At 37.9% G+C, this 24,035-nt stretch carries 17 protein-coding genes; 10 read left to right on the top strand and 7 right to left on the bottom strand.

All coding sequences use genetic code 11. From position 1 onward, the window contains the following. The first annotated feature begins 140 nt into the window (after nucleotides 1-140). The 5 genes from rlmD (at nucleotide 141) to DRF61_RS07075 (ending at nucleotide 10,640) form a co-directional block, all read left to right on the top strand. Complete coding sequence (rlmD, locus tag DRF61_RS07095) at nucleotides 141-1,547, top strand: 23S rRNA (uracil(1939)-C(5))-methyltransferase RlmD (protein ID WP_111955446.1); 1,407 nt, start codon at nucleotides 141-143, stop codon at nucleotides 1,545-1,547. A 79-nt stretch (nucleotides 1,548-1,626) separates the two neighbouring features. Beyond that, nucleotides 1,627-2,103, top strand: coding sequence for a DUF6452 family protein (locus DRF61_RS07090; RefSeq protein WP_111955648.1), 477 nt, complete (start codon nucleotides 1,627-1,629; stop codon nucleotides 2,101-2,103). After that, nucleotides 2,069-2,737 (top strand): DUF6048 family protein, encoded by a 669-nt coding sequence (locus tag DRF61_RS07085; protein WP_111955444.1) that lies wholly within the window; start codon nucleotides 2,069-2,071, stop codon nucleotides 2,735-2,737. The genes DRF61_RS07090 and DRF61_RS07085 overlap by 35 nt, the downstream gene beginning before the upstream one ends. 273 nt (nucleotides 2,738-3,010) lie before the next feature. Next, nucleotides 3,011-5,956: a reprolysin-like metallopeptidase gene (locus DRF61_RS07080; RefSeq protein ID WP_111955442.1), complete on the top strand. Its 2,946-nt coding sequence runs from the start codon at nucleotides 3,011-3,013 to the stop codon at nucleotides 5,954-5,956. Between the two features lie 355 nt (nucleotides 5,957-6,311). Beyond that, nucleotides 6,312-10,640: a GEVED domain-containing protein gene (locus DRF61_RS07075; protein WP_167409409.1), complete on the top strand. Its 4,329-nt coding sequence runs from the start codon at nucleotides 6,312-6,314 to the stop codon at nucleotides 10,638-10,640. Between the two features lie 120 nt (nucleotides 10,641-10,760). Here the strand turns inward: DRF61_RS07075 and coaE are convergent, their stop codons facing one another. The 4 genes from coaE to ruvB are packed head-to-tail and all read right to left on the bottom strand — an operon-like array spanning nucleotide 10,761 to nucleotide 13,921. Next, nucleotides 10,761-11,390 carry a dephospho-CoA kinase gene (gene coaE / locus DRF61_RS07070; RefSeq protein ID WP_111955438.1) on the bottom strand — a complete coding sequence of 210 codons (630 nt, stop codon included), beginning with the start codon at nucleotides 11,388-11,390 and terminating at the stop codon, nucleotides 10,761-10,763. A 9-nt stretch (nucleotides 11,391-11,399) separates the two neighbouring features. Then, nucleotides 11,400-12,266 carry an MBL fold metallo-hydrolase gene (locus DRF61_RS07065; protein WP_111955436.1) on the bottom strand — a complete coding sequence of 289 codons (867 nt, stop codon included), beginning with the start codon at nucleotides 12,264-12,266 and terminating at the stop codon, nucleotides 11,400-11,402. Between the two features lie 14 nt (nucleotides 12,267-12,280). Beyond that, the gene (locus tag DRF61_RS07060) at nucleotides 12,281-12,892 is read right to left on the bottom strand and encodes an FMN-binding negative transcriptional regulator (protein WP_111955434.1); all 612 of its coding nucleotides are present in this window, start codon (nucleotides 12,890-12,892) and stop codon (nucleotides 12,281-12,283) included. 6 nt (nucleotides 12,893-12,898) lie between these two features. Further along, nucleotides 12,899-13,921, bottom strand: a complete 1,023-nt coding sequence (gene ruvB / locus DRF61_RS07055) for a Holliday junction branch migration DNA helicase RuvB (protein ID WP_111955432.1) — start codon at nucleotides 13,919-13,921, stop codon at nucleotides 12,899-12,901. Nucleotides 13,922-14,147: 226 nt separating this feature from the next. On the opposite strand from ruvB, the gene hutI reads away from it, so the two are divergent. The 5 genes from hutI to DRF61_RS07030 all read left to right on the top strand — a co-directional run bounded on the left by hutI (nucleotide 14,148) and on the right by DRF61_RS07030 (nucleotide 21,222). Further along, nucleotides 14,148-15,374 carry an imidazolonepropionase gene (gene hutI / locus DRF61_RS07050; protein ID WP_111955430.1) on the top strand — a complete coding sequence of 409 codons (1,227 nt, stop codon included), beginning with the start codon at nucleotides 14,148-14,150 and terminating at the stop codon, nucleotides 15,372-15,374. A gap of 3 nt (nucleotides 15,375-15,377) precedes the next feature. Then, nucleotides 15,378-16,475, top strand: a complete 1,098-nt coding sequence (locus DRF61_RS07045) for a DUF695 domain-containing protein (RefSeq protein ID WP_111955428.1) — start codon at nucleotides 15,378-15,380, stop codon at nucleotides 16,473-16,475. Between the two features lie 242 nt (nucleotides 16,476-16,717). Beyond that, nucleotides 16,718-18,730 carry a BCCT family transporter gene (locus DRF61_RS07040; RefSeq protein ID WP_167409408.1) on the top strand — a complete coding sequence of 671 codons (2,013 nt, stop codon included), beginning with the start codon at nucleotides 16,718-16,720 and terminating at the stop codon, nucleotides 18,728-18,730. 137 nt (nucleotides 18,731-18,867) lie between these two features. Further along, nucleotides 18,868-19,791: a formimidoylglutamase gene (hutG, locus tag DRF61_RS07035; protein WP_111955424.1), complete on the top strand. Its 924-nt coding sequence runs from the start codon at nucleotides 18,868-18,870 to the stop codon at nucleotides 19,789-19,791. A gap of 138 nt (nucleotides 19,792-19,929) precedes the next feature. Next, complete coding sequence (locus tag DRF61_RS07030) at nucleotides 19,930-21,222, top strand: aldehyde dehydrogenase family protein (RefSeq protein ID WP_111955422.1); 1,293 nt, start codon at nucleotides 19,930-19,932, stop codon at nucleotides 21,220-21,222. A 160-nt stretch (nucleotides 21,223-21,382) separates the two neighbouring features. Here the strand turns inward: DRF61_RS07030 and pyk are convergent, their stop codons facing one another. From pyk to rnc, 3 genes are read right to left on the bottom strand one after another with little or no spacing between them, the layout of a single operon-like run. Next, a complete protein-coding gene (gene pyk / locus DRF61_RS07025; RefSeq protein WP_111955420.1) occupies nucleotides 21,383-22,828 on the bottom strand; it encodes a pyruvate kinase in 1,446 nt (481 codons plus the stop codon). After that, nucleotides 22,821-23,294 (bottom strand): IPExxxVDY family protein, encoded by a 474-nt coding sequence (locus tag DRF61_RS07020; RefSeq protein WP_111955418.1) that lies wholly within the window; start codon nucleotides 23,292-23,294, stop codon nucleotides 22,821-22,823. The genes pyk and DRF61_RS07020 overlap by 8 nt, the downstream gene beginning before the upstream one ends. Continuing rightward, nucleotides 23,272-24,033 carry a ribonuclease III gene (gene rnc, locus DRF61_RS07015; RefSeq protein WP_111955416.1) on the bottom strand — a complete coding sequence of 254 codons (762 nt, stop codon included), beginning with the start codon at nucleotides 24,031-24,033 and terminating at the stop codon, nucleotides 23,272-23,274. Before rnc ends, DRF61_RS07020 begins: the two co-directional genes overlap by 23 nt. Between the last annotated feature and the right edge of the window lie 2 nt (nucleotides 24,034-24,035).

Raw genomic sequence — 24,035 nt, 5'->3', positions numbered from 1 at the left:
TTATCTTCGGATAAGGTTTTTTTTATTGTATTTTTGCGGAATCAAACCGGAAGATTGTTTTCGGTGTATTATAAAATAGAAATAGAATTTAGGATGAGTCGGAGGGTTCGTCCGACCATAAAAGAAATTGAGTTTTAGGGATGAGAAAGAAGAAAGATATAATTCTTGAAAATATTAAACTGTTTGGTGCAGGTGCAAAAGGCGTGGCCATAGGGAAAACCGAAGAAGGAAAAACCGTACTGATTTCCGGAGCAGTTCCCGGAGATGTGGTTAATGCCAGAGTAAAAAAATCCAAATCCAAATACTATGAGGCAGAAACCATAGAAATAGTGGAAAAATCGCCATTCAGAGTAGATCCCAAATGTATTCATTTTGGAACATGTGGTGGATGCAAATGGCAGAACATGAGCTACGAAAAACAGCTCAATTTCAAACAGGAAGAGGTCTATAATAATATTAAAAGAATCGGTGGGATTGATGATTTTGAAACCGTTCCGATCTTAGGCGCCGAAGAACAGTATTTCTACAGAAATAAAATGGAGTTTTCCTTTTCCAATGCGAGATGGCTTACCCAATACGAAATAAGCTCTGAAGAGAATTTTGGGAGTAAAGACGCCTTGGGTTTCCATATTCCCGGAATGTGGAGCAAGATCCTGGACCTGAAAGAATGTTTCCTGCAGGAAGATCCCTCCAATGCTATACGTTTAGCTGTAAAAAACTATGGTGTAGACAATGGGTTGGATTTCTTTGATGTCAGAAATCAGGAAGGGTTTTTGAGAACTTTAATGATGAGACAGAACTCTAAAGGCGAATGGATGGTACTATTCCAGCTTTACAGAGAAGAAAAAGAAAACAGAGAAAAGCTTTTCCAGTTCTTACTAGAGAAATTCCCACAGATCAAAACATTGGTTTACGCTATCAATCCGAAGCAGAATGATTCTATTTACGATCTGGATATCAATATTTATTTCGGAGAAGGCTTCCTGATGGAAGAAATGGATGGGCTGAAGTTTAAAATTGGCCCAAAATCATTCTTTCAGACCAACTACAAACAGGCTTTGGAGCTTTACAGAAAAACATTGGAATTTGCTGATTTAAAAGGTGATGAAGTAGTATATGACCTTTATACAGGAACAGGAACTATTGCCCAGTATGTTGCCAGAAATGCAAAACAGGTTATAGGCATAGAATCTGTTCAGGAAGCCATTGATGCAGCTATTGAACATGCTGAATTAAATGGTCTTACCAACACAACATTCTATTGTGGAGATATGAAAAATGTCTTTAACGATGAATTCTTAGAAAATCATCCGAAAGCAGATGTACTGATTACCGATCCGCCAAGAGATGGAATGCACCAGAAAGTGGTAGAACAGATATTGAAGCTTGCTCCGGAAAAAGTAGTCTATGTAAGCTGTAATTCAGCAACACAGGCAAGAGACCTTGCCCTGATGAAAGAACATTATACGTTGGTGAAAATTCTGCCGGTAGATATGTTCCCGCAAACCCACCACGTGGAAAATATAGCATTGCTGATTAAAAAATAAATTTATTTAAATTTGAATTTCAAATCTTAATATGAAACGTAAGTTCCATCTGATCAAAATAAAAAATCAAAATATGCAGATGAAATATTTTAAATTTCTCGTCATGATCTGTTTCGTTGGAATGCTTTTTTCCTGTGGAGGAGATGACGATATCTGCGAAAGTGGCGAAGGGACACCCAGAATAAAAGTAGCATTCAAATCTCTGGCATCCGGAAAAGCAACTACTTTGGATTCATTATATGTAGCCGTAGATTACGGGGCTGGGAAAGTACAGCTGGGGAAAGCTGAGAAAATAGATTCAAGACTTATCCCCTTAAGAGTGGATGGTTCACCTTATACAGATGTTTATTTCAGACTTGCAGATAAAGGAGCAGAATCTCACGTTCGCATTAATTATACAACGAAGAGTACATACGTTTCGCCAGGATGCGGGATTAAGAAAACGTACGATAATTTAAGCTCAGAATTAATACAATCAAATCCTGTACAACAGCTCGAAGCAGGACAAAACCAAATTGAGAATGAAGACAAGACTAATCTTTTCCTTCTTTTTTAGCATAATAGGAATAACCGGGTTCGCCCAGGAAAAAAAAGAAACCCAGGAAGCCAAAAAAGTTCAGGAGAAATACAAACCTAATTTTATGGTAGGTTTTGATGTTCTTAATACAGGTATTTCCTTTTTCTCGGATAGAATGCTTTACCAGGGCTTTATTTCATCAAAAGTGAAAGGAAATGTTCATGCCATTGCAGAAGCCGGTTTTGAGAAAAATGTATATCAAAAAAACGGTTACGATGCCAAGGCAAGCGGCCCCTTTGTAAAGCTTGGTGCTTTTTATATGCTGGCAAAAGACCTTGAAAATGAATTCAATGGTTTTTATGCAGGAGGTAAAATAGGAGGTGCATTCTATAATCAGGAGTATATGGCTGTTCCGGTCCGCGGATTTGGAGGCAGCACTTCGTCTGTGGCATTTCCGTCTTCATCACAAACCTCTGCCTGGGTAGAAGGAACTTTAGGAGGAAGGGTACAGCTGTTTGAATCCAATTTTTATATAGATGTTAATCTTCAGCCAAGATATTTAGTATATACTTCCAAACAGGATGATATTACGCCGATGATTGTTCCCGGATTTGGTAAAAGTTCAGCTAAGTTCAACATGGGCTTTGCCTGGAATATTGCCTATAAATTTTAAAATATAAGAAGCTTTATCAATACCTTGTAGAGAACTGATCAAATGGGATTTTAAGAAGGTTTTAAATCTCATAAAAATACAGGGAATTGGCTGTAATCCCTATGAAATTGTAAAAAATATTAGAGATATCTCTAATATTTTTTTTGTTCATTTTTATATTTTACAGATCATATTTTTAAACTGATTGTTAAAAAAATAAAATAAATCAATTATTTTTTGGTTTATTTGTTAATGTATGGTTATTTTTGAGAAATTTAAAAAATAATCTTTTTTATGAAAAAAATCATTACTGCTTTATTTTGTAGCTTGATAGGAGGGTCTGCTTTGGCACAGTGGACGCCCACTAGCTATGAGAGAGGAAAAGAAAAGTTCTCTCTGGTACGTAATTATTATAAGTTAGATCTTAATAAGATTAAGGAACAACTTAAAAGCGCTCAGGAGACAGGTCCAAACGCAAAACCTGTTGAAATTTCTTTACCAACACTGAATGGCAAAATTGAAAAATTTGCAGTATACAGCTCCCCGGTTGTTGTACAATCACTAGCTGATAAATATCAACTGGGATCTTATGTGGGAGTTGGAATTAATGATCCTTCTAAATACCTGAGATTCTCTTTATCAAACAATGACTTCCAGTCGATGATTATAAAAGACGGAAATTATGAGTTTATAGAGCCGCAAAATGCAGATAAAACTGTATATGGGGTTCATCCTAAGACAAAACCAACAGCAGGAAAGAGCTTTGTTTGTAGTACTGAAGAGGGCCCAGCTGCTGTAAATCAAATCAACCAGATGTATGAAAATGGTAAAACATTTACCAATCAGCCAACTGATTTCTCAAAAATGTCTGATAAGAAGTACAGAACTATGAGGCTGGTAATGTCAGTGACCGGTGAGTATACTGCTTTTCACGGAGGAACTGTTGCTGGTGCACTTACAGCTATTAATGCAACATTAACGAGAGTGAATGGTGTGTTTGAAAAAGATTTTGCACTACATCTGATTTTACAGGAATTTCCGAATGTAATTTATACTGATGCGGCTACGGACCCTTATTCGGCAGCATCAACTGGAGCCGGTGGGGCCTGGAATTTGGAATTACAGCAAACATTAACAGCAAACGTAGGAAATGCTGCCTATGATATCGGACACTTATTCGGAGCTTCTGGTGGTGGTGGTAATGCAGGTTGTATTGGTTGCGTTTGTGTAAACCCTGCAACAAATACTACTAAAGCTAAAGGTTCAGGATATACGTCACCTGCAGATGGTATTCCTCAAGGTGATAATTTCGATATTGATTATGTAGCTCACGAGATGGGTCATCAATTAGGAGCTAACCATACATTCTCTCATGCTCTTGAAGGGTCTGGCGTAAATGTTGAGCCAGGGTCAGGATCCACCATTATGGGATATGCAGGTATTACAGGGGCAAATACAGATGTTCAGCTACACTCTGATGCCTATTTCCATATTGCAAGTATCAAGCAGGTTCAGGCAAATCTGATCAGTAAAACTTGTGATATAGAAACGTCTATTGCAAACAATGCACCGGTAATTGCTGCCTTACCTACATACAACATTCCTAAAGGAACTGCATTCGTATTAACAGCTTCAGCTACAGATGCGGAAAACAATCCTATGACTTATACATGGGAGCAAGTTGATAATGCAACTACTACAATTAATAAAACTAATTTGGGAACTACCACTGCTGGGGCTTCATTCAGGTCTTTAGCACCAACAACAAACCCAACAAGATATTTCCCTAAATTATCTTCCGTATTAGCAGGAGTTTTAAATAACTCAAATAATGGATGGGAGTCGGTTTCTATGGTTCCTAGAAATAGTAAATATGCTGTAACGGTAAGAGATAATAATCCTGATCCGGCTCAACAGCAAACTCAGTTTGCTGAACAAACTATTGTTGTAGGTAATGACGGACCGTTTAAAATCAATACTCAATATGCCGCATCTAATGCAGCTACTACAGTTGAATGGGATGTAGCAAATACTACAGCTGCGCCATACAGTGTAGCAAATGTGAAAATTGATTACACTACAGATCCTAATGGTGCAACGTGGACAACATTATTGGCTACTACTGCTAATGATGGCTCTGAAAGTATAACTTTCCCTTCTTCATTGAACGGACAGACAATTAAATTAAGAATCTCTTCTATCGGGAATGTATTCTATGCCATTAAATCTGTTTTGGTTACTACTTTTGCTGCATGTGACGGCTCTGCTCCAACTGGAGTCGCTGTTAGTAATGTGACGACAAGTAGTGCAAGTGTAAGCTGGGCTCCTATTACTGGCGCAACCTATATTGTCCGTTATAAAAAAGTATCAGAAGCTACTTGGCAACAAATTACTACGCCAAGCAGCAATATCACATTACCGAATCTTACTGATGGTACGGCTTATGAAGTTCAGGTAGCTGCTGTTTGTTCAGGAACTCCTGGAGCTTATTCTGCTTCTTCAAACTTTACAACACCTGGGCTTACTTATTGTACAGTATCTTCTGATGATGACACTGACGATCATATTGCAAACGTTACCCTGGCAAACTTAAATAATACTTCTTCTGCTAGTTTATACACGGATTATTCTACCAATCCGGCATTACAGGTAAACTTAGTAGCAGGTACTCAATATACTCTGTCAGTTGGAAAAGGATGGTTAAGCGGAACTGGACCATATTCTGGGGCAACTTCAGCCTGGATTGACTTTAACAGAAATGGAAATTTTGAAGATTCAGAAAGAATTCTGACTTCTACAACCACTACTGCAAGTCCTGTTACGGCTACATTTACGGTGCCTGCAACCGCAGTTACAGGTTTAGGCCTTAGAATGCGTGTGGGAATGTTGTATACCACCACTGCTAATCAATATATTGGAAATGCTTGTGGCGCATATGGCACCTATGGAGAGTTTGAAGATTATAATGTTGTAGTTACAGCTGCTTTAGGAACAAAAGATATCGCTAATCCTCAGGACGGAATTCAATTATATCCTAACCCTGCAAGCGACATTCTGAATGTAACTAAAGTTTCAGATAAAGCGGCTTATAAAATTTACAATACTGCCGGTCAGCTGGTAGGAAATGGAAATATTAATGACGGAAAGATCAATGTTTCCTCTCTTGTGAAAGGCGGATACGTCATCACGATTGATGAAAAAGGAAAAGATCAGTTCAGATCCAAATTTATCAAGAAATAACAGTAATTAATAATAATATAAAATCCTCAGGCTCTCCTGAGGATTTTGTGTTTTAATGTATAGAATGTGTTATTATTGTGAAATTTTTACAAAAAAATATTTGAATGAATACATTAATAGTGAAAAAATTATTAGATTTGTGTAATTATTAAAATATGAGCGTATGAATTAAAAAACTATTTTTTTCAATACAGATTATCTGTAGAATGGATGTTCAAGAATCCATTTGAACACCAACAAATACGAAATACTATACTTATTACTATTGTTATTATAACTAAATTTAAAAAATATGAGTGGATTTTTACTCTGTAAAATGAGCAGGCCCTTTAGGGTGCTCATAACATTGCTTTGTATGGTCTTCGGACTGTTTTCACAGGCACAAACAATTACTATTGGTGCAGGAACAGCTACTCAGAGATATCCTTTGGGAGTTTACTATGGATATCAAAGAGATGCATCACTTTATACTGCAGCAGAAATCAATCTGCCTGCCGGCGGAAGTGTACTGTCAGTGGCATGGAATGCAACAACAGCTACAAGTGCAGCTACTCCGGTAAAGGTTTATTTGAAATCTGTTCCAGCTGCAACAACTACTCTTACATCACAAGACTGGCCTACAGCAACTGCCGGAGCCAGCTTAGTGTATACCGGAACGATCAATAATATAACTACAGGATGGAATACAATCACCCTGCAAAGCCCTTTTTATTATAACGGGACAGAAAATCTAGTGGTGTTAGTCGAGGTAAGCTATGGTGGTACCGGGACGGGAAGTACAAGTGGAAGTGCTTTTACTTACTCTAATGCTGCATCGAGACATATGTATATCGAAGAAGATAATTCAGCTTCAGCAACAGCTACTGGAACAATTACCTCCAACAGACCCAATGTTCAGTTGACTTTTGGAGCTGCTCCTTCGTGTTTGCCTCCTTCCGGATTAACGTTAGGAACGGTAACACCAACGAGTGCGGCAATCAGCTGGACTGCTCCTTCATCTGTGCCTGCAGGAGGTTATGATGTATATTACAGTACATCTGCTACAGCACCAACATCTGCAACCGTACCTTCACAGACAGTTACTACAGGAACAAGTGTAACACTTTCTCCATTGACGGCCAATACTGCTTATTATGTTTGGGTAAGATCAAAATGCAGTGGAACGAATCAGAGTACATGGATAGGACCTGTGAATGTGTTTACAGGATATTGTACACCTACGGGAGGTTCCAGCTCAACTTCGTATTATCTGAAAACGATAACCACAACAGGAGGAATTACCAATTTAAATTATTCAGCTAATTCCTATACGGCATATGTTAATAATTCAGCCACAGTTTTTTCAGGGTTACCAACCAATACGATAACCATGAATTTGAACAGTGGAACCAGCACTTATAATTATTATGTTTGGGTTGACTGGAATAATAACATGAGTTTTAATGATCCGGGTGAAACCATTTTGGCAACTCCTGGTTATGTTACAAACGGAACAGCAACAATTGTCATCCCTGGAACACAGGCACCTGGTAATTACAGAGTAAGAACATCGACATCCTTTATTGGAGCCAATACTTCATGTGGACCTGCAGCATGGGGTAATTTTGTTGACTTTACATTAAATGTTATCGCTTTACAACCATGTACTACTTCGCCTCCAAGTAATATTGCAGTGTCCAATATTACACCGACTACAGCTCTTGTGAGCTGGATGCCTTCAATAGGTGCTACTTATGTACTGAGATATAAAGCTGTAACTGCACCAACGTGGAATACAGTAAATATTACCACTCCTCTTGCGAGCAGTTATACAATAAACAACCTTACGGAGCAAACGCAGTATGAAGTTCAGATTGCTACAATCTGTGGCGGAACACAAGGACCGTTCTCTACAAGCACTACCTTTACGACTCCTGCTATTTCTTATTGTAGTTCCAATTCTACAAGTACCACTATTGATGGTTATATCAGTAAAGTTGTTGTAACTCCGAATGCTGCAATACCAATGACCAGTACTTCAGATTTCAGTAATTATACAGATTATACTACAGATCCTGCAAGACTTATTACTTTAGTAAGAGGTTTAGGAGCTAATACTGTTACTATTGAAAAAACCTGGCCAGGAACACAATGGTCATTCGGAACAGGAGTATGGATTGACTTTAACAGAAACGGAGTTTTTGAAACTTTTGAACAGGTATTGAATTCACCAAGTAATACTACAACTCCTGTTACTGCAACTTTCAGCGTACCGAACGTTGCTGGGGGAGTGTATACGGGAAATCTGAATACACGTATGCGTGTAGCATTAAGAGAAAGCGCTACAGCGGCTCCTTGTGGAACTTTCACCTGGGGGGAAGTAGAAGATTATGCAGTGAAACTGATTGATCAGCCTGCTTGTACTACTGCGCCGCCTACAAATATCACCGTTACAAACCTTACAGCTTCTACAGCTACGGTTTATTGGATGGGTGCTGCGAATGCTACTTACACCATTAGATGGAAGTTAGCTACTGCTGGAACATTTACAATCCCACCTGTGACTTTGGCACCGGGAGTAAATAATTATACTATTCCTGGGCTTGCTGAGCAGACTAAATACGATGTACAGGTTTCTACTACATGTGGAGGTTCTACAGGACCATATTCTACAACAGTACAGTTTACAACACCGCCGCTTTCATACTGTCCAATGACAGGTACAGGAACTAACGACCACATTTCAAATGTAACCGTTACATCTTCCAACCCTGGAGTTCCGGTGATGAGCAATACTACTGTACAGAATAACTATACAAGCTATACAACACCTGCAACATTAATCACTCTTGATGCAGGATCTGCAAATAATAAAATCTCTATAGCAAAGGGATGGACAGGTTCAACGAGTAATGATGCAGTATCTGTTTGGATAGACTACAACAGAAACGGAGTTTTTGAAACTTCAGAACAGATCTTAAATACAGCAGCGAATACTGCAACTCCTGTTACTGCAACCTTTGCTGTTCCGGGAGCAGCTTATACAGGTCCGCTTACAACCACAATGAGAGTCGTGCTTAAACGTACCAGTGCTCCAGTATTGTGTCAGAATGCAGTCAATGGAGAGGTTGAAGATTATGCGGTAAGAATCAGACCATGTAGTAATGGTATACCTAACCAGCCTGGAATTACAGCGACTCATAATTCTGCTACACTTACTTTCTCAGGAGTACCGAATACCGTTACTTATCTTGTAAGATATAGAACTCAGGGACCTCCTCCAGGAGCGTGGACAGAAGTATATGCTTCAACATTGCTAAATAATATTCCACTTGTATTGAACGGTTTAACTCCGGCTACAATCTATGAAGTGCAGGTAGCTGCTGTTTGTGGAGATGTTGCAGGTACATTTACACCGATCAAAACATTCGTAACAAGATGTGATCCTACGCCTCCGAATGTTACAGTAAGTAATATTACAACTAACTCCGCACTGATTACTTGGGCACCGCTTGCAGCGAGCTCTACGTATACACTGGAATGGAGAAAAGTAGGAGCTCCTACCTGGAATCAGGTTCCTAACATTGCTCCTCCTACCAATACTTATTTATTAGGAGGTTTAGATCCGTATACAAAATATGAAGTAAGAGTTGCAAATAAATGTGTTGGAGAAAATACTCTTAACCCGTACTCAAATCCGAAAGTATTTACTACGGAAAGAACATGTGAACTTCCTCCTCCAGGATTAACTATAACTCAGCTTACTCCTACATCGGCTGAAGTTACATGGGAAGGTTTCCCTGGGGCAACTTATGTTCTGAGATATAGAAAAGTAGGTATTCCGAGCTGGACAAATGTTCCTTTAACAACGAATACTTATACTATAACAGGATTACTGGAAGAAACGAAATATGAAATGCAGGTTGTAAACATTTGTAGCGGTACGCCGGGTACATACACACCTCCATACTATTTCACAACACCTACAGTGACGTACTGCCAGATGAGTTCTCAAAATGCTGTTAATGAACATATTTCCAAAGTTACGGTAGTTCCAAATGGAAGACCTAAAATGGAAAATGCTTCAGGACCTTCTAGCTATACAAATTATACAGGAGTACCTGATACATTCATAGAAATGGTTCAGGGATCTACAGGAAATCAGATCACGATTGAGAAAAAATGGAACGGAACAAACCATGATGAAGGAATCGCAGTATGGATAGATTTCAACAGAAACGGATACTTTGATCTTGATGAGAGAGTATTTACATCACCTCCGAACACTACAAGTCCTGTTACAGGAACATTCAACGTACCTGTAGATGCTTATATAAGCATGACGAATTATAAGTATGTAGTAATGAGAGTGGCAATGATGAGAGACGGAATTCCTGTGAACTGTACTAATTTTGCAAATGGTGAGGTAGAGGATTACTCAGTAAGAATCTCTAAACCGGGAGTACCAAACTCTCTTAACCAGACCGAGATCATGATTTACCCTAACCCGGTAAGCTCAGTATTGTATGTGAAGAATATCAGCAAAAAAGCTAAATATAAGATCTACAATTCTGCAGGACAGGTTATCGCTGACGGTATTCTGCTTAACAACCAGATCAACGTTGGTAAATTGATCAATGGTATTTATGTAATAGATATCGATGACAATGGCGTAACGGTTCAAAAGAAATTTATTAAAGAATAATATTTAAATTTCAACAATAAATAAGCCCTCAGAAATGAGGGCTTATTTATTGTTGAAAGTTTTTCGTTTAGAAAATCTATATTGAAAAACCTCGTTAGAATTTTTCTAACGAGGTTTTTTTTATTCAATAGCAAAGATGATCTGTTCGGTCTGTTCCTTAAGATCTTCTAGGTTGGTATTATTATAGATAATGCAGTCTGCAAGTTTTATCTTATCCTTTTCAGGCATTTGCTTTTCCATGACAGATTCTACTTCTCGGTAGGTTTTTCCATCCCTGTCCATTACTCTTTTGGCTCTGATATTATCTTCAGCAGTAACCAGTAGAGATTTATAACATTGTCGGTTCAGCTTTAATTCGAATAATAAGGCCGTCTCTTTAAAGACCAAATACTTTGTCTGTTTTTTAAGCCATTCTTCAAAATCAATACGTACCGCAGGATGAATAATCTCATTTAACTCGTGAAGCAGTTCCTTATTGCTGAAAACCTTTTCTGCAACAAATTTTCTGTCATACAGTCCGTTCGCATCATAAGCTTCATTGCCTAGTAAATCTATTATTTTTACCTTTAAATCCTCACTTTCATTCACAATGGCTTTCGCCCTGTCATCGGAATAATAAACAGGAAATCCAAAGTCTTCTATAAAATGAGCTACAGTAGTCTTTCCTGAACCTATACCACCGGTAAGTCCGATCACCTTGGGTGCCGGTTCCGGTTCTGCTTTCTGTGTTTCTGAATGTAAATCTTCCATAATCAAAAATTAATATCCAAAAACATCATTAAAACTGTGAATCTCGTCTAATCTTACCCCTTTTTCAGTCATTTTAAGACTTGCCAGTTCATTGTGGGCATCATGTTCAAAGAACAGAAGATATTCATTGTCTACACACTGTTTCAGGAATTTTCCTTTCTCTTCCAATGTCAGAAGAGGTCTTGTATCATATCCCATTACATAAACCTGGTTAATATGTCCTGCAGTAGGAATAAGATCCGCAGCGAAAACAATCGTCTTTTCCTGATATTGAATCACCGGAAGCATCTGTTTTTCCGTATGTCCGTCTACAAATATCACATCCATTTTTAAGTCTGGAGCAAAACCGTAATTTCCCGTAGTAGGAAGAGGCAAAAAGTTAAGCTGTCCGCTTTCCTGCATTGGAAGGATATTCTCTTTCAGAAAGCTGGCTTTTTCTCTTGCATTAGGTTCTGTGGCCCATTGCCAGTGGTTTTCGTTCGTCCAGAACTGAGCGTTTTTAAAAGCCGGTCTGTATCCCGTTCGGTCATCATTCCATTCAATAGCACCTCCGCAATGATCAAAGTGAAGGTGAGTAAGGAATACATCCGTAATATCCTCTTTTACAAAACCGAATTTCTTTAAATTCTTATCAAGATTATCATCTCCCCAAAGCGAATAATGCCCGAAGAATTTATCATCTTGTTTATTTCCAAGACCGCAGTCTATAAGAATCAGTTTCTTGCCGTCTTCTATAAGCAGGGAACGCGTTCCCAGTTCAATCAGGTTTCTTTCGTCTGCAGGATTGGTTTTTTCCCACAGACTCTTTGGGACGACTCCAAACATGGCACCGCCGTCCAGTTTAAATTTTCCACATTGTATCGGATATAGCTTCATATATATTTTGATTATTATTTCTTTATTAATTTCATTTTCTCAGCAATTTTTCTTCCATTCTCATCCGAATTTTCAAGCTCAGAGATAATGTTCTGATAATCATGATCTTTTCTGTTCTGAGAAAGCTTTTGCTTGATGAATATTTCTGTTGGGATTATTTTCAGCCCGAAAGCACCTTTCATTTCTTTTTCCACAAATTCCCTTTCCATATCTTTTACCATGACAGGACACTTCTGGAAACTTTCATATTTTGAAGTTAATTTATCAAGATGCTGATAAAGTTCGTCATGATTCATAAGCTGTACTTTCCCATACACCTGAACAGCTTCATAATTCCAGGTCGAAACATTGAGATGATCATACCAGCTGCTCGAAATATAAGTATGGGCTCCCAGAAAATCGCAAAGGACTTCATCCCCGTCCTTTAATGTTTTTGCCTGAGGATTGGCTCTGGAAATATGAGTTTCCACATAGACATTCTCAGGATCATTATCATTAAGCATCATCATGGAATGCGTAGCTCTTATTTTTTCAACGGAGGAAATAAGCAGGGCAAATGCATTGTCTCTGATGATTTCTTTCATCAGATCAAGATCTTCACTTCTGTATAATTTTGGAATAAACATAGACTGTTAAAATAATTCTCCCGGATTTTTTGGACGGGATATTTTTAAATGCTGGTAAGCTTTGTCGGTAACTTCTCTTCCCCTTGGTGTTCTGATGATAAATCCTTCCTGAATCAGAAAAGGCTCATACACCTCTTCCAGGGTCTCAGGGTTTTCAGCAATTGAGGTAGCAAGGGCGGAAATCCCTACCGGTTTTCCTTTGAAGTTTTCAATCATGACCCGCATGATCTTATTATCCATTTCATCCAGGCCAAACTCATCAACATTAAGAGAATTCAATGCATACTTTGTGATATTGATCTCAATTTCTCCGTTTCCTTTGATCTCGGCAAAATCACGTACTCTTCTTAGCAAAGCATTGGCAATCCTTGGTGTTCCGCGGCTTCTTCTGGCAATTTCTATCGCTGCATCTTCATAAATCTTACTTCCCAAAACCCTTGAGCTTCGCTGAATGATCATCGATAAAAGCTCAACCGAATAATATTCAAGCCTGCTTTGAATCCCGAACCTTGCCAGCATTGGCTTTGTAAGCATTCCGCTTCTTGTGGTTGCTCCTACCAGCGTGAAAGGATTCAGACTGATCTGGACACTTCTCGCATTAGGACCGCTTTCCAGCATAATATCTATCTTATAATCCTCCATGGCAGAATACAGATATTCTTCCACAACAGGCGACAGCCGGTGGATCTCATCAATAAAAAGAACATCGTTTTCTTCCAGATTCGTCAGCAGGCCGGCTAAACTTCCCGGCTTATCCAACACAGGACCAGAAGTAATCTTACAGTTAACACCAAGCTCATTGGCAATAATATTGGCTAAAGTTGTTTTACCCAGACCCGGCGGACCATGCAGAAGAACATGATCAAGAGCACCACCACGTCTTTTGGCAGCACTGACAAAAACTTCCAGGTTTTCCAAAGTTTTTCTCTGTCCGGCAAAATCCTTAAAACTCTGCGGACGGATCTGCTCCTCCTGCATAAGTTCTTCATGTGAGTAGTTTTCCTTATCTGGATGTAAAAAGTCTGGCATTAATTCATTTCATTTACTTCAAAGATAGGAAATTTAGACTAAGGTTGAGGTTTAGATTGAGAAAATTCAGGGATTCAAAAAGGAGAGTTGTAAGGCAGAGGTAAAGGCAAAGATAACTACAATAGCTGAGGTTGAAGCCAATTTGAATTTAGTATATTGAGATATTTTAAGTATTTTTGAGAAGAAAATTTAATTGCAAACAAGCTGTAGCTTTAATCTTAAACAAATGAAATTAATAGGACCTTTCAAGCAGATCATTACGTTGGCAGATCTTCCGTTAAGAGGAAAAATATCTGATGAGCAAATTGATATTATTACAGACGGAGGAATTTTGGTTGATAATGGCTTGATTAAGAAAGTTGGGAACTTTAAGATGCTAAAGACTGAAAATCCGGATACAGAAACGGAATCTATTGAAGGAGAGCAGATTGCTCTTCCCGGATTTGTAGATTCCCATACCCACATCTGTTTCGGTGGAAACCGCGCCAATGACTTTGCCATGCGTAATGCAGGAAAAACCTATCTTGAAATAGCAGAAAGCGGCGGAGGAATCTGGAGCTCCGTACAGCACACGAGAAATGCTTCAGAAGAAGAATTATTAAAAACATTGGTAGAAAGGATCAGTTTTTTAGTTTCATTAGGAATTACGACCATTGAAATAAAAAGTGGCTATGGATTAGATGTGGAAAATGAACTGAAAATGCTCAGAATCATTAAAAAAGCACAGGGACAGACAAAAGCCAGACTGGTTCCTACATGTCTTTCTGCTCATTTGAAACCCAGAGATTTTGACGGAACCAATCAGGAATATTTAGAATATATTCTTACAGAGATTTTGCCAAAAGTAAAAGAAGAAGAACTAGCACAGCGTGTAGATATATTTATAGAAAAATCCGCATTTCAGCCTGAAGAAAGTAAAGATTTCCTTCTTAAAACTAAAAATTTAGGTTTTGATATAACAGTTCATGCAGACCAGTTTACACCGGGAAGTTCAAGGATCGCAGTGGAAGTAGGAGCAAAATCTGCAGATCACCTGGAAGCCACCATTGACGAAGATATTGAGTTTTTAGCACAGTCGCATACTGTTGCTACTGCATTGCCGGGAGCAAGCTTAGGATTAGGTGAAAAATTTACTCCGGCCAGAAAATTACTGGATGCCGGAGCTATTGTAGCCATTGCCAGCGACTGGAATCCGGGATCTGCACCGATGGGAAACTTAATTACCCAAGCTTCTATTTTGGCTACATTTGAAAAATTAACAACTGCTGAAGTGTTAGCGGGAATAACATTCCGTGCTGCTTATGCATTAGGTCTTGAAGATATAGGAAAACTGGAAACGGGTAAAAAAGCAGATTTTGTAACGTTTGAAACCGATAATTTTCAGAACGTTCTTTACAATCAGGGAAGCCTGAATGCAGAACATGTGTATATCAGCGGAACTCAAATTCAATAGAAAATGGGTATTTTTGATAAGATCTTAGGCAAAAAACAGCCGGAGAAAGAAACCAAAACCTATAAGGACTTTTGGGACTGGTTTTTAATAAAAGAGAAAACTTTTTTTGAAGTTGTAAAAAGCAGAGAACATATTGAAGAACAGTTTTTTGATATCATATCTCCTGAACTTACTAAGATAAATGACGGTTACTATTTCCTCTCAGGAATGTGTGATGAAGATACGGCCGAACTTATCATTACGGTAGAAGGTGATGTAAAAAAAATAATTTTTGCAGAAGAACTTATTGCTGCTGCTCCTAAGATTGATCATTGGAAATTTACAGCCCTCAAACCCGAAACGAATATTGAAAATATTGGATTGAGAATGGGGGACTTAGAATTTACAAAAAACAATATCTATTTTTACTCCAATGAAATACAAGGTTATCCGGATGAGATTGATCTGGCGTTTGTTTATGAAAACTTAAACGAAGAAAACAGACAATCGGCCACGACGGGAATCTGTATTTTTCTGGATAATTTCCTGGGCGAGTTGAATTTTGCCACCCAAATTGATACTTTCAGCATTATAGGTAAAAGTGAAGCGGAGCAGGAACTTATTCCCATAGAAAAACTAAAAGAATTTCTTCTGTGGAGAGAAAGAGAATTTACAGAAAAGTATAAAGACCGGCAGGTTTTGGAAAGTGAAGATCAGTTTTCTCTTCTTGAAGCCACTCTGGAAAACGGAATGCCGCTTATGGCCACAGTCAATGCTTCTCTGTTAAAATATGATGCAAAAGCCTCTTATCCGTGGATTTCTGCCCTGAAAATTTCTTACGATGGAAAGAACAATAATGGTTTTCCGGAAGAAGCGGATTACAATACAATGAATGTCATTGAAGACTATGCAATAGAACTTCTTGGCCAAAAAGATGGTCATTTGTATATCGGCAGGGAAACCGCAGACAATTCCAAAAGCATTTACTTTGCAAGCAAGGACTTCAGGCAGCCTTCTAAAGTTTTTGATCGGATCATAAAAGACAATCCTCAGTATAAAATTTCACTTGAAATTTATAAAGATAAGTACTGGCAGAGCTTTGAACACTACAATGTAAATTAAAGAAAATACATTTTTTTTACAAGGCAAATTAGGCGGAATACAGCCTCAGACTTTTATTTTTTATTTAAGTTTTCTTATATTGTCACCCCATTACTGTTGATTCATTGTATAAAACAGTAATTTTCTATAGTTCTTAAGTACACTCCTTGATAAGGAAAATAACGCAGTCATATTATTCTTTGAGTACTTCTGCCAGGGCTATGCCAGGTGTCTGTCAATATTAATACGAAAAAATAAACTTGATGAAATTTGAAAATCTAAAGTCTACTTTCAACAAAGGTGTTACTATTCCAAGTCTCATTTTTATTATCGGAACATGTTTTCTTTCGGCTCTTTATCCTAAGCCGACGGAAAATATTTTAAACGAGATTAAACAATTTATATTTATTAATCTGAACTGGGTGTATGTATGGGCGGTCACTCTGTTTGTGATCTTTTTAGTTTACCTGCTGTTCAGTAAATATGCGAATATAAAGCTGGGAGCTAACGACAGCAAACCTGAATACTCCTTTTTCTCATGGATCTCAATGCTGTTTGCAGCAGGAATGGGAATCGGGCTGATTTATTTTAGTGTGGCAGAACCTATGCAGCATTATTCTTCCGAAGTTTTTGCCGATAATCATTACGTTAGCAGAGCCAAGCAGGCACAATTGTATACCTTTTTTCACTGGGGAGTTCATGCCTGGGCTATTTACGGAGTGGTAGGACTTTCTTTATCGTACTTTGCTTACCGGTACAGGCTGCCGCTTTCATTACGAAGCTGTTTTTATCCATTGCTGAAAGATAAGATTAATGGTAAATGGGGGAATGCAATTGATGTATTTGCATTATGTTGCACTTTCTTCGGATTGACTACTACTTTAGGATTTGGAGTGGTACAGATCAGTTCAGGATTAAATATACTTCATATTACCGCGGAAAACAGTTTTACCAATCAGGTGATTATTGTGATCAGTCTTATTACTCTTTCTGTATTTTCAGCGATTAGCGGAGTGGATAAAGGGGTAAAGATTTTAAGCAATATCAATGTAATGAGCGTCATTGTACTCTTACTTTTTGTACTAATATTGGGCCCGACGGTCTATCTGATAGGAAGCTTTACAGATGGATTGGGAAACTATATCAATAATTTTTTCAATCTTACTTTCAATACCCATGTCTACGAAAAGAATGCATTGCCATGGTTCTATGACTGGACTATTTTATATTGGGCGTGGTGGATTTCATGGTCGCCTTATGTAGGATTATTTATCGCCCGGATTTCCAAGGGAAGAACCATCAGAGAATTTATTCTGGCAGTTTTAGTACTTCCTACGTTATTCAATTTTATCTGGATGTCCGTGTTTGGAAACAGTGCTATCTGGTTTGATTTAAATATTGCAAATGGAAAATTGAGTCAACTGGCGTCCGATCCTGATGCATTGATGTTCCGGTTTTTAGAATATATGCCCTTATCAACACTGACCGGGTTTTTCGTTATTGCCATCATTATTATTTTCTTTGTGACCTCCGCTGATTCGGGAATATTTGTGATGAACAGTATCGCTACCAAAAATGCTAAAAAATCTCCCAAATGGCAGATTGTATTCTGGGGTATTTTACTCGCTGTGCTTTCCCTTTTGCTATTAAACGCCGGGGGATTAAAAGCGCTTCAAAGTATGACTTTAATTACGGCATTACCCTTTTCAGTCATCATACTTTTATTTATAGTAAGTTTGATGAAGGGACTGATCATTGACCAGAAATATTATGAGACTAACTTTTCTGCTTCAACCGTTCCATGGTCAGGCGAGTTTTGGAAAGAGCGTTTAAAAAATATTGTTTCCTTTAAAGATAACTCTTCGGTAGATCATTTTATTCAGATCAAAACAAAAGAAGCCTTTACAGATCTGCGGCAGGAATTTGCAGCGAACGGAATTGAAGCCAAAATAAATCATTATGAAAATCCTGCCAGAATAGAAATAGAGATTCACCAGGGAATCGTCAATAATTTTATTTATGGAATTGAAAATAGAGTGAAAACCGTTTCAGAATACATGATCACTGAAGAGAATCTTCCCGATCTCGATGACAATAAAACCCACTATCCGAGATCCTATTTCGGAGATGGAAGAGAAGGGTATGATGTGCAGTACTTTACAAAGAATGAACTGATTTCTGATGTACTCAAGCATTATGAACGATTCCTAGAAATTGTTTCAGAAGAGCGAAATGAAATGTTCATAAGCAGTAACGCCAATCAGAAAAAAAAATAATTTAAGATCAGCATATTACAGGAATGACAGAAGTCATGGAGCATTTTTGAAATTGAACACAGGAGCGTTTTAATATCTAAACAATATTATTTAGATTTACTGGATAAAACGCAGTAATTAAAATTTAATTTAGATCTATGTTTCAGGACACTTGGCAAGGCAGATTAGACGGAGAAGAACCTCTTTTCCACAGAATATTTCAAAGAGTTAAGGAAGAACATAATTACGACAATATTAAAGCAGATGATTTTGTTCTGCATGGCTTTGCCGTAGATGAAGGAGTCAGAAGAAATAAAGGACGGCAGGGTGCCAAAGATGCCCCTGATGTAATCCGAAAAAATATGTCTAATTTCCCTGTGATCCGTCCGGATTTCTCCCTTCTTGATTTTGGAAATATAACCTGTGAAGACGGCGATCTTGAAGGTGCCCAGAACAGCCTTGCGAAAAATGTTTCAAAAGTTTTGCTGAAAGGAGGAAAGTCACTTGTTTTAGGAGGAGGCCATGAAGTAACCTATGCGCATTATTTAGGCGTGAAAACGGCTTTTCCGGAACAGAAAATTGGGATCATCAATATAGACGCCCATTTTGACAACAGGCAGCCGGAAAAAGGAGTAGGGGCAAGCTCCGGAACAGGGTTCTGGCAAATTGCACAGGAAGGGCAGATCAACTCACTTCATATCGGAATCCAGAGAAACTCAAATACTCTGAAGCTTTTTGATACAGCCCATCAGTACGGGATGAAATATATCCTTGCTGATGAACTCTTTTTTGAAAATCTTCCTTCCATCTACCAGCGTATCGATGAGCTGATGGAGACTGTAGATTTTGCTTATCTTACCATCTGCATGGACGTTTTCAATGCATCCATTGCTCCCGGAGTTTCCGCTTCCGCCTATAATGGGATCTTTGCAGATACCCCTTTTATGCATTTTTACAGACATATTTTAAAAAATAAAAAACTGATAGCACTTGATGTTGCAGAAGTCAATCCTTCCCTTGATATTCAGGACAGAACAGCCAGGCTGGCCGCATGTCTTGTGAATGAATGGTTTATGGTCTGAGAATAAATTATATTATTTCTATAGAGAAAAATCATTACTTTATTTAGCCTTAAGGAATAGAATTTGTTACTTTCACACTGCTTTTAGAATAAAGGCATTAATAAATTCATTTTGTGAATTTAAAACAGAAATTATATTATGGAACAGTTAATTGAAAATAAGCTTATTCAAGCAGATAAGACATTTTCAGAATGGAGAAAAGTACCGTTTGAAGAAAAGCAGAAGCTGATCGCAAAAGCGGCAGGAATTTTAAAGAACAATTCAGAAAAATTCGGAAGAATTATTACTGCTGAAATGAATAAACCGATTTCAGAGTCGATTGCTGAGGTTGAAAAGTGTGCTTTAATGATGAATTACTATGCAGTTGCTGAAAATATTTTAAAACCTGAAAAAGTTGAATCTGAATTTGCTTATTCTGAAGTTCATTATGTTCCGAAAGGGGTAATTTTAGGAGTAATGCCCTGGAATTTTCCCTTCTGGCAGGTATTGAGGTTTGCTGTTCCAGCCATTTTAGCCGGAAATACAGTAGTTCTGAAACACGCTTCAATTTGTTTTGGAAGTGGAAATGCAATTGTAGAGGTCCTTTTAGAGGCAGGTTTTCCGGAAGGTGTATTTCAGAATCTGGAAGTGGGACATAAAGCCGTAAAAGAAATTCTTGAGCATGATGCTGTAAAAGGAGTAAGTCTTACAGGAAGTGGAAAAGCTGGTGGAGAAGTAGCTTCAATTGCTGGTTTGAATATCAAAAAATCTTTATTGGAATTAGGTGGAAGTGATGCTTTCATTATTTTCGATGATGCAGATTTAGATGATGCGGCAAAAGCAGGAGTAAAATCCAGACTTCAAAATTGCGGACAAACCTGTACTGCCGCTAAAAGATTTATTATTGATGAAAAAATTGAAGATGAATTTTTGCCGAAGTTCATTGAAGAATATAAAACTTATGAAGTTGGAGATCCTTTAAATAAGGAAACTAAATTAGCGGGAATGGCAAGACCGGACCTGGCCGATGAGCTGGAAGCTCAATTCAACAGAGCATTGGAAAATGGGGCTGAAATTATTATTCCTTTGGAAAGAATTTCTGAAAATGAATTTAAACCCGGTTTAATTCGTGTTCAGGAAGGAAACCCTATTTTAAAAGAAGAACTTTTCGGACCTCTTGGGATGATCATGATCGCTAAAAGTGATGAAGAGGCTTTACAAATGGCCAATGATATTCCTTTTGGGCTTTCAAACTCTGTTTGGACTGCAAATAAAGAACGTCAGCTGTTTTTCATCGAAAACCTGGAATCAGGAACGGTAAATATCAACAGAATGACAAGCTCTGACCCGCGTTTTCCATTCGGTGGAAGCAAGGCTTCAGGATATGGAACGGAGTTATCATTATTGGCTTTAAAAGAGTTTGTAACAGCAAGAACAATTGTAGGAAATTGATTTGTATGATGTACAAAGTATAATGTATAATGTATTTGTGTAAACCTACGTTAACAATATAAAAAATAAAATCCCGGAAACATCTATTTCCGGGATTTTTTATATAGTAGCTAAAGTAATTTTGCTTATTGCTTATTGCTTATTGCTTATTGCTTATTGTCTAAACTGTTGTCAGTCTCAATGTATTCGTTTTTCCACCTTCATAAGATGGCGTAGCATTGATGTTGATTACAAAATCTCCGCTTTCAATATAACCATGGTTGTGTGTCAGCATATTTACCTGGATAATTGTTTCATCGGTAGATTTTTTCATGTCATAATAAAAGGCATGAACTCCCCAAAGAAGGTTTAGCATTGTGATCACTCTTCGGTTTCCGCTGTATACAATGATATGGGAATTCGGTCTGTGTGCTGCCAGCTGAAATGCTGTATATCCTGAATGCGTCAGGGTAACAATAGCAGAAACATTGGTAGTTTTAGCAATTCTTACTGCTGCAAGACATACCCTGTTGGTAATGAATCTCTCATCAATACAGTTATAGTCTTTTTCGATAGGTTCATTTTTATGCTGATAAAAATGCGTCTTCTCAATGTTCTGTACAATTTTTGACATGTTTTCAACTACCTGAACCGGATATCTTCCTACAGAAGTTTCTCCGGAAAGCATTACTGCGTCCGCGCCGTCCAATACAGAGTTGGCAACATCATTTACCTCTGCTCTTGTCGGCGTAAGGCTGTTGATCATTGTTTCCATCATCTGTGTAGCAATAATTACCGGTTTTGAGTAAAATCTTGCTTTCTCTACCAGGTTTTTCTGGATAGCTGGAACTTCTTCCATCGGAACTTCCACCCCAAGGTCACCACGGGCAACCATAAGTCCGTCACATTCCAATAAGATTTCGTCAATATTTTTAACACCTTCAGGCTTTTCGATCTTAGCAATAATCGGAGTTTTGAATTTTCCGTTTGGATGGCTGTCGATCAGCTTTTTCAGGTCGATAATGTCCTGTGCGTGTCGTACGAAAGAAAGTGCAATCCAGTCAACCTCCATGTCAAGCATGAAATTGGCATCCTGCACGTCTTTTTCCGTAAGAGCAGGAAGAGATACATTGGTATTCGGCAGGTTCACTCCCTTTTTAGAGCTCAAAGGTCCCCCTTGAATAGTCTTTGCTTTTACCGTATCTATTTCGTTGGTTTCAATAACCTCCAACATCAGCTTTCCGTCATCAATAAGGATTCTCTCCCCAACTTTTACATCCTGAGGAAACTGCTGATACGTCATGTAAACCTTAGTGGAATCACCTTCTATTTTCTCATTCGTAAAAGTAAGAATATCGCCGGGGTTCAGGTAAGAACCTTCTTTTACGACACCTACTCTCAGTTTCGGGCCCTGAAGGTCTCCAAGGATACCCACAGAAAAACCGTATTCCTGATTAAGCTCTCTGATAATTTCAATATTGTTTCGAACTAATTCGTAATCTGCATGTGAAAAATTTATTCTGAAAATATCAACACCTGCTTTCATGAGTCCTAACATTACCTCCTTCGACGATGAAGCAGGCCCTAGTGTTGCAATAATTTTTGTCTTCTTTAAATACTTATTCATAATACTGGATAATTTGATAAAGTTCTTCTTCAGAACCTAGTGTATAGTCTTGTATCGGAAATACAAGATTTTCCGGGAGCAAAATTACGGAAAAATCAGGAATTTGTTCCGAAGTATGCAGAATATATTCTACATCTACCTGATTATTTAATAAAAATTTAATGTTTTCTTCTCCTGTAAAGAGCTCGGTCTGCAGTTTTTTTTGCGTACTTTCCGAGGATCGGTTCGAAATAAATGTAAAACATGTCTTTGTAAACTTATGATAAGCCTCAAATCTCGGGAAATAATAATCATAATAAGCCCCGTGAATAATCACATCTTTCTTTCTGGAAAAGGTAAGGCCGTTGATTTGATTTATTTTGTAGAAAAACTCATGAGCAGGTATATCTTTTGCTAATCTTACCAATCCTATGGCAATATCTTCAAATTCTATATCATCCAGATCATAAAGTTTTTGAATTTCCAAGTATGTTTTCTTTTTTGTTTAAAATATAAAATGCTCTTTGTGCTGCCTTTTCTTCCGCTTTCTTTTTGGAAGTTTCCGTCGCATTGGCGATCTTTTCTTCTCCCAGCCAGACGTGGCACCTGAATACCACCGCTTTATTGGCCTGGACCTCTTCACAGGTCTCGTATTTTATATTTACTTTTTTCTTCTGGCTCCATTCAAGCAGAAGACCTTTATAGCTTACAATTTTATTCTCAAGCTTGTTAATTTCACTAGGAGTCAATAATCTTTCCAAGATGATCCTCTTACAGGCATCATAATGAAAGTCCAGATAAACAGCACCAATAAGTGCCTCAAATAAATTTCCGGAAATGTTTTCTCCCAATGCTGCGGATCCCTGCTTCTGCAAAAGATCGATAAGCTTCAGGTCTTCTCCTAATTTATTAAGATTCTTCCTATTAACAATTTTAGATTTCATCTGTGTCAGATATCCTTCATTAGCCTGAGGATAGGTCTGGAACAGATGACAGGAAATAATTGTACCCAAAACAGAATCTCCCAAAAATTCAAGCCTCTCGTAATTGCAGTCTTGATTTTTAGAAGAACTTTTTAAAGAAAAAGCTTCACGGTAAAGAGCAATATTCTGAACCTCCGCACCCAGCATTTTTTTCAGCTCGGTACTAAGGAAATAGTCTCTCTCCGTTAATTTTCTTTTTCTTTGTTTGAGAAGGAATTTAGAAAAGTATTTCTGTAACTCCATTC

Origin of the sequence: Chryseobacterium lathyri (assembly GCF_003290185.1) — a bacterium.
GTDB lineage: Bacteria > Bacteroidota > Bacteroidia > Flavobacteriales > Weeksellaceae > Chryseobacterium > Chryseobacterium lathyri.
This window is presented reverse-complemented; position numbering and strand designations above follow the sequence as displayed.

Excerpts from the sequence above, each read along its gene's own strand:
- rlmD (WP_111955446.1), top strand. The coding sequence starts at position 141 with ATGAGAAAGAAGAAAGATATAATTCTTGAAAATATTAAACTGTTTGGT.
- DRF61_RS07090 (WP_111955648.1), top strand. The coding sequence starts at position 1,627 with ATGAAATATTTTAAATTTCTCGTCATGATCTGTTTCGTTGGAATGCTT.
- DRF61_RS07085 (WP_111955444.1), top strand. The coding sequence starts at position 2,069 with ATGAAGACAAGACTAATCTTTTCCTTCTTTTTTAGCATAATAGGAATA.
- DRF61_RS07080 (WP_111955442.1), top strand. The coding sequence starts at position 3,011 with ATGAAAAAAATCATTACTGCTTTATTTTGTAGCTTGATAGGAGGGTCT.
- DRF61_RS07075 (WP_167409409.1), top strand. The coding sequence starts at position 6,312 with ATGGTCTTCGGACTGTTTTCACAGGCACAAACAATTACTATTGGTGCA.
- coaE (WP_111955438.1), bottom strand. The coding sequence starts at position 11,390 with ATGGAAGATTTACATTCAGAAACACAGAAAGCAGAACCGGAACCGGCA.
- DRF61_RS07065 (WP_111955436.1), bottom strand. The coding sequence starts at position 12,266 with ATGAAGCTATATCCGATACAATGTGGAAAATTTAAACTGGACGGCGGT.
- DRF61_RS07060 (WP_111955434.1), bottom strand. The coding sequence starts at position 12,892 with ATGTTTATTCCAAAATTATACAGAAGTGAAGATCTTGATCTGATGAAA.
- ruvB (WP_111955432.1), bottom strand. The coding sequence starts at position 13,921 with ATGCCAGACTTTTTACATCCAGATAAGGAAAACTACTCACATGAAGAA.
- hutI (WP_111955430.1), top strand. The coding sequence starts at position 14,148 with ATGAAATTAATAGGACCTTTCAAGCAGATCATTACGTTGGCAGATCTT.
- DRF61_RS07045 (WP_111955428.1), top strand. The coding sequence starts at position 15,378 with ATGGGTATTTTTGATAAGATCTTAGGCAAAAAACAGCCGGAGAAAGAA.
- DRF61_RS07040 (WP_167409408.1), top strand. The coding sequence starts at position 16,718 with ATGAAATTTGAAAATCTAAAGTCTACTTTCAACAAAGGTGTTACTATT.
- hutG (WP_111955424.1), top strand. The coding sequence starts at position 18,868 with ATGTTTCAGGACACTTGGCAAGGCAGATTAGACGGAGAAGAACCTCTT.
- DRF61_RS07030 (WP_111955422.1), top strand. The coding sequence starts at position 19,930 with ATGGAACAGTTAATTGAAAATAAGCTTATTCAAGCAGATAAGACATTT.
- pyk (WP_111955420.1), bottom strand. The coding sequence starts at position 22,828 with ATGAATAAGTATTTAAAGAAGACAAAAATTATTGCAACACTAGGGCCT.
- rnc (WP_111955416.1), bottom strand. The coding sequence starts at position 24,033 with ATGGAGTTACAGAAATACTTTTCTAAATTCCTTCTCAAACAAAGAAAA.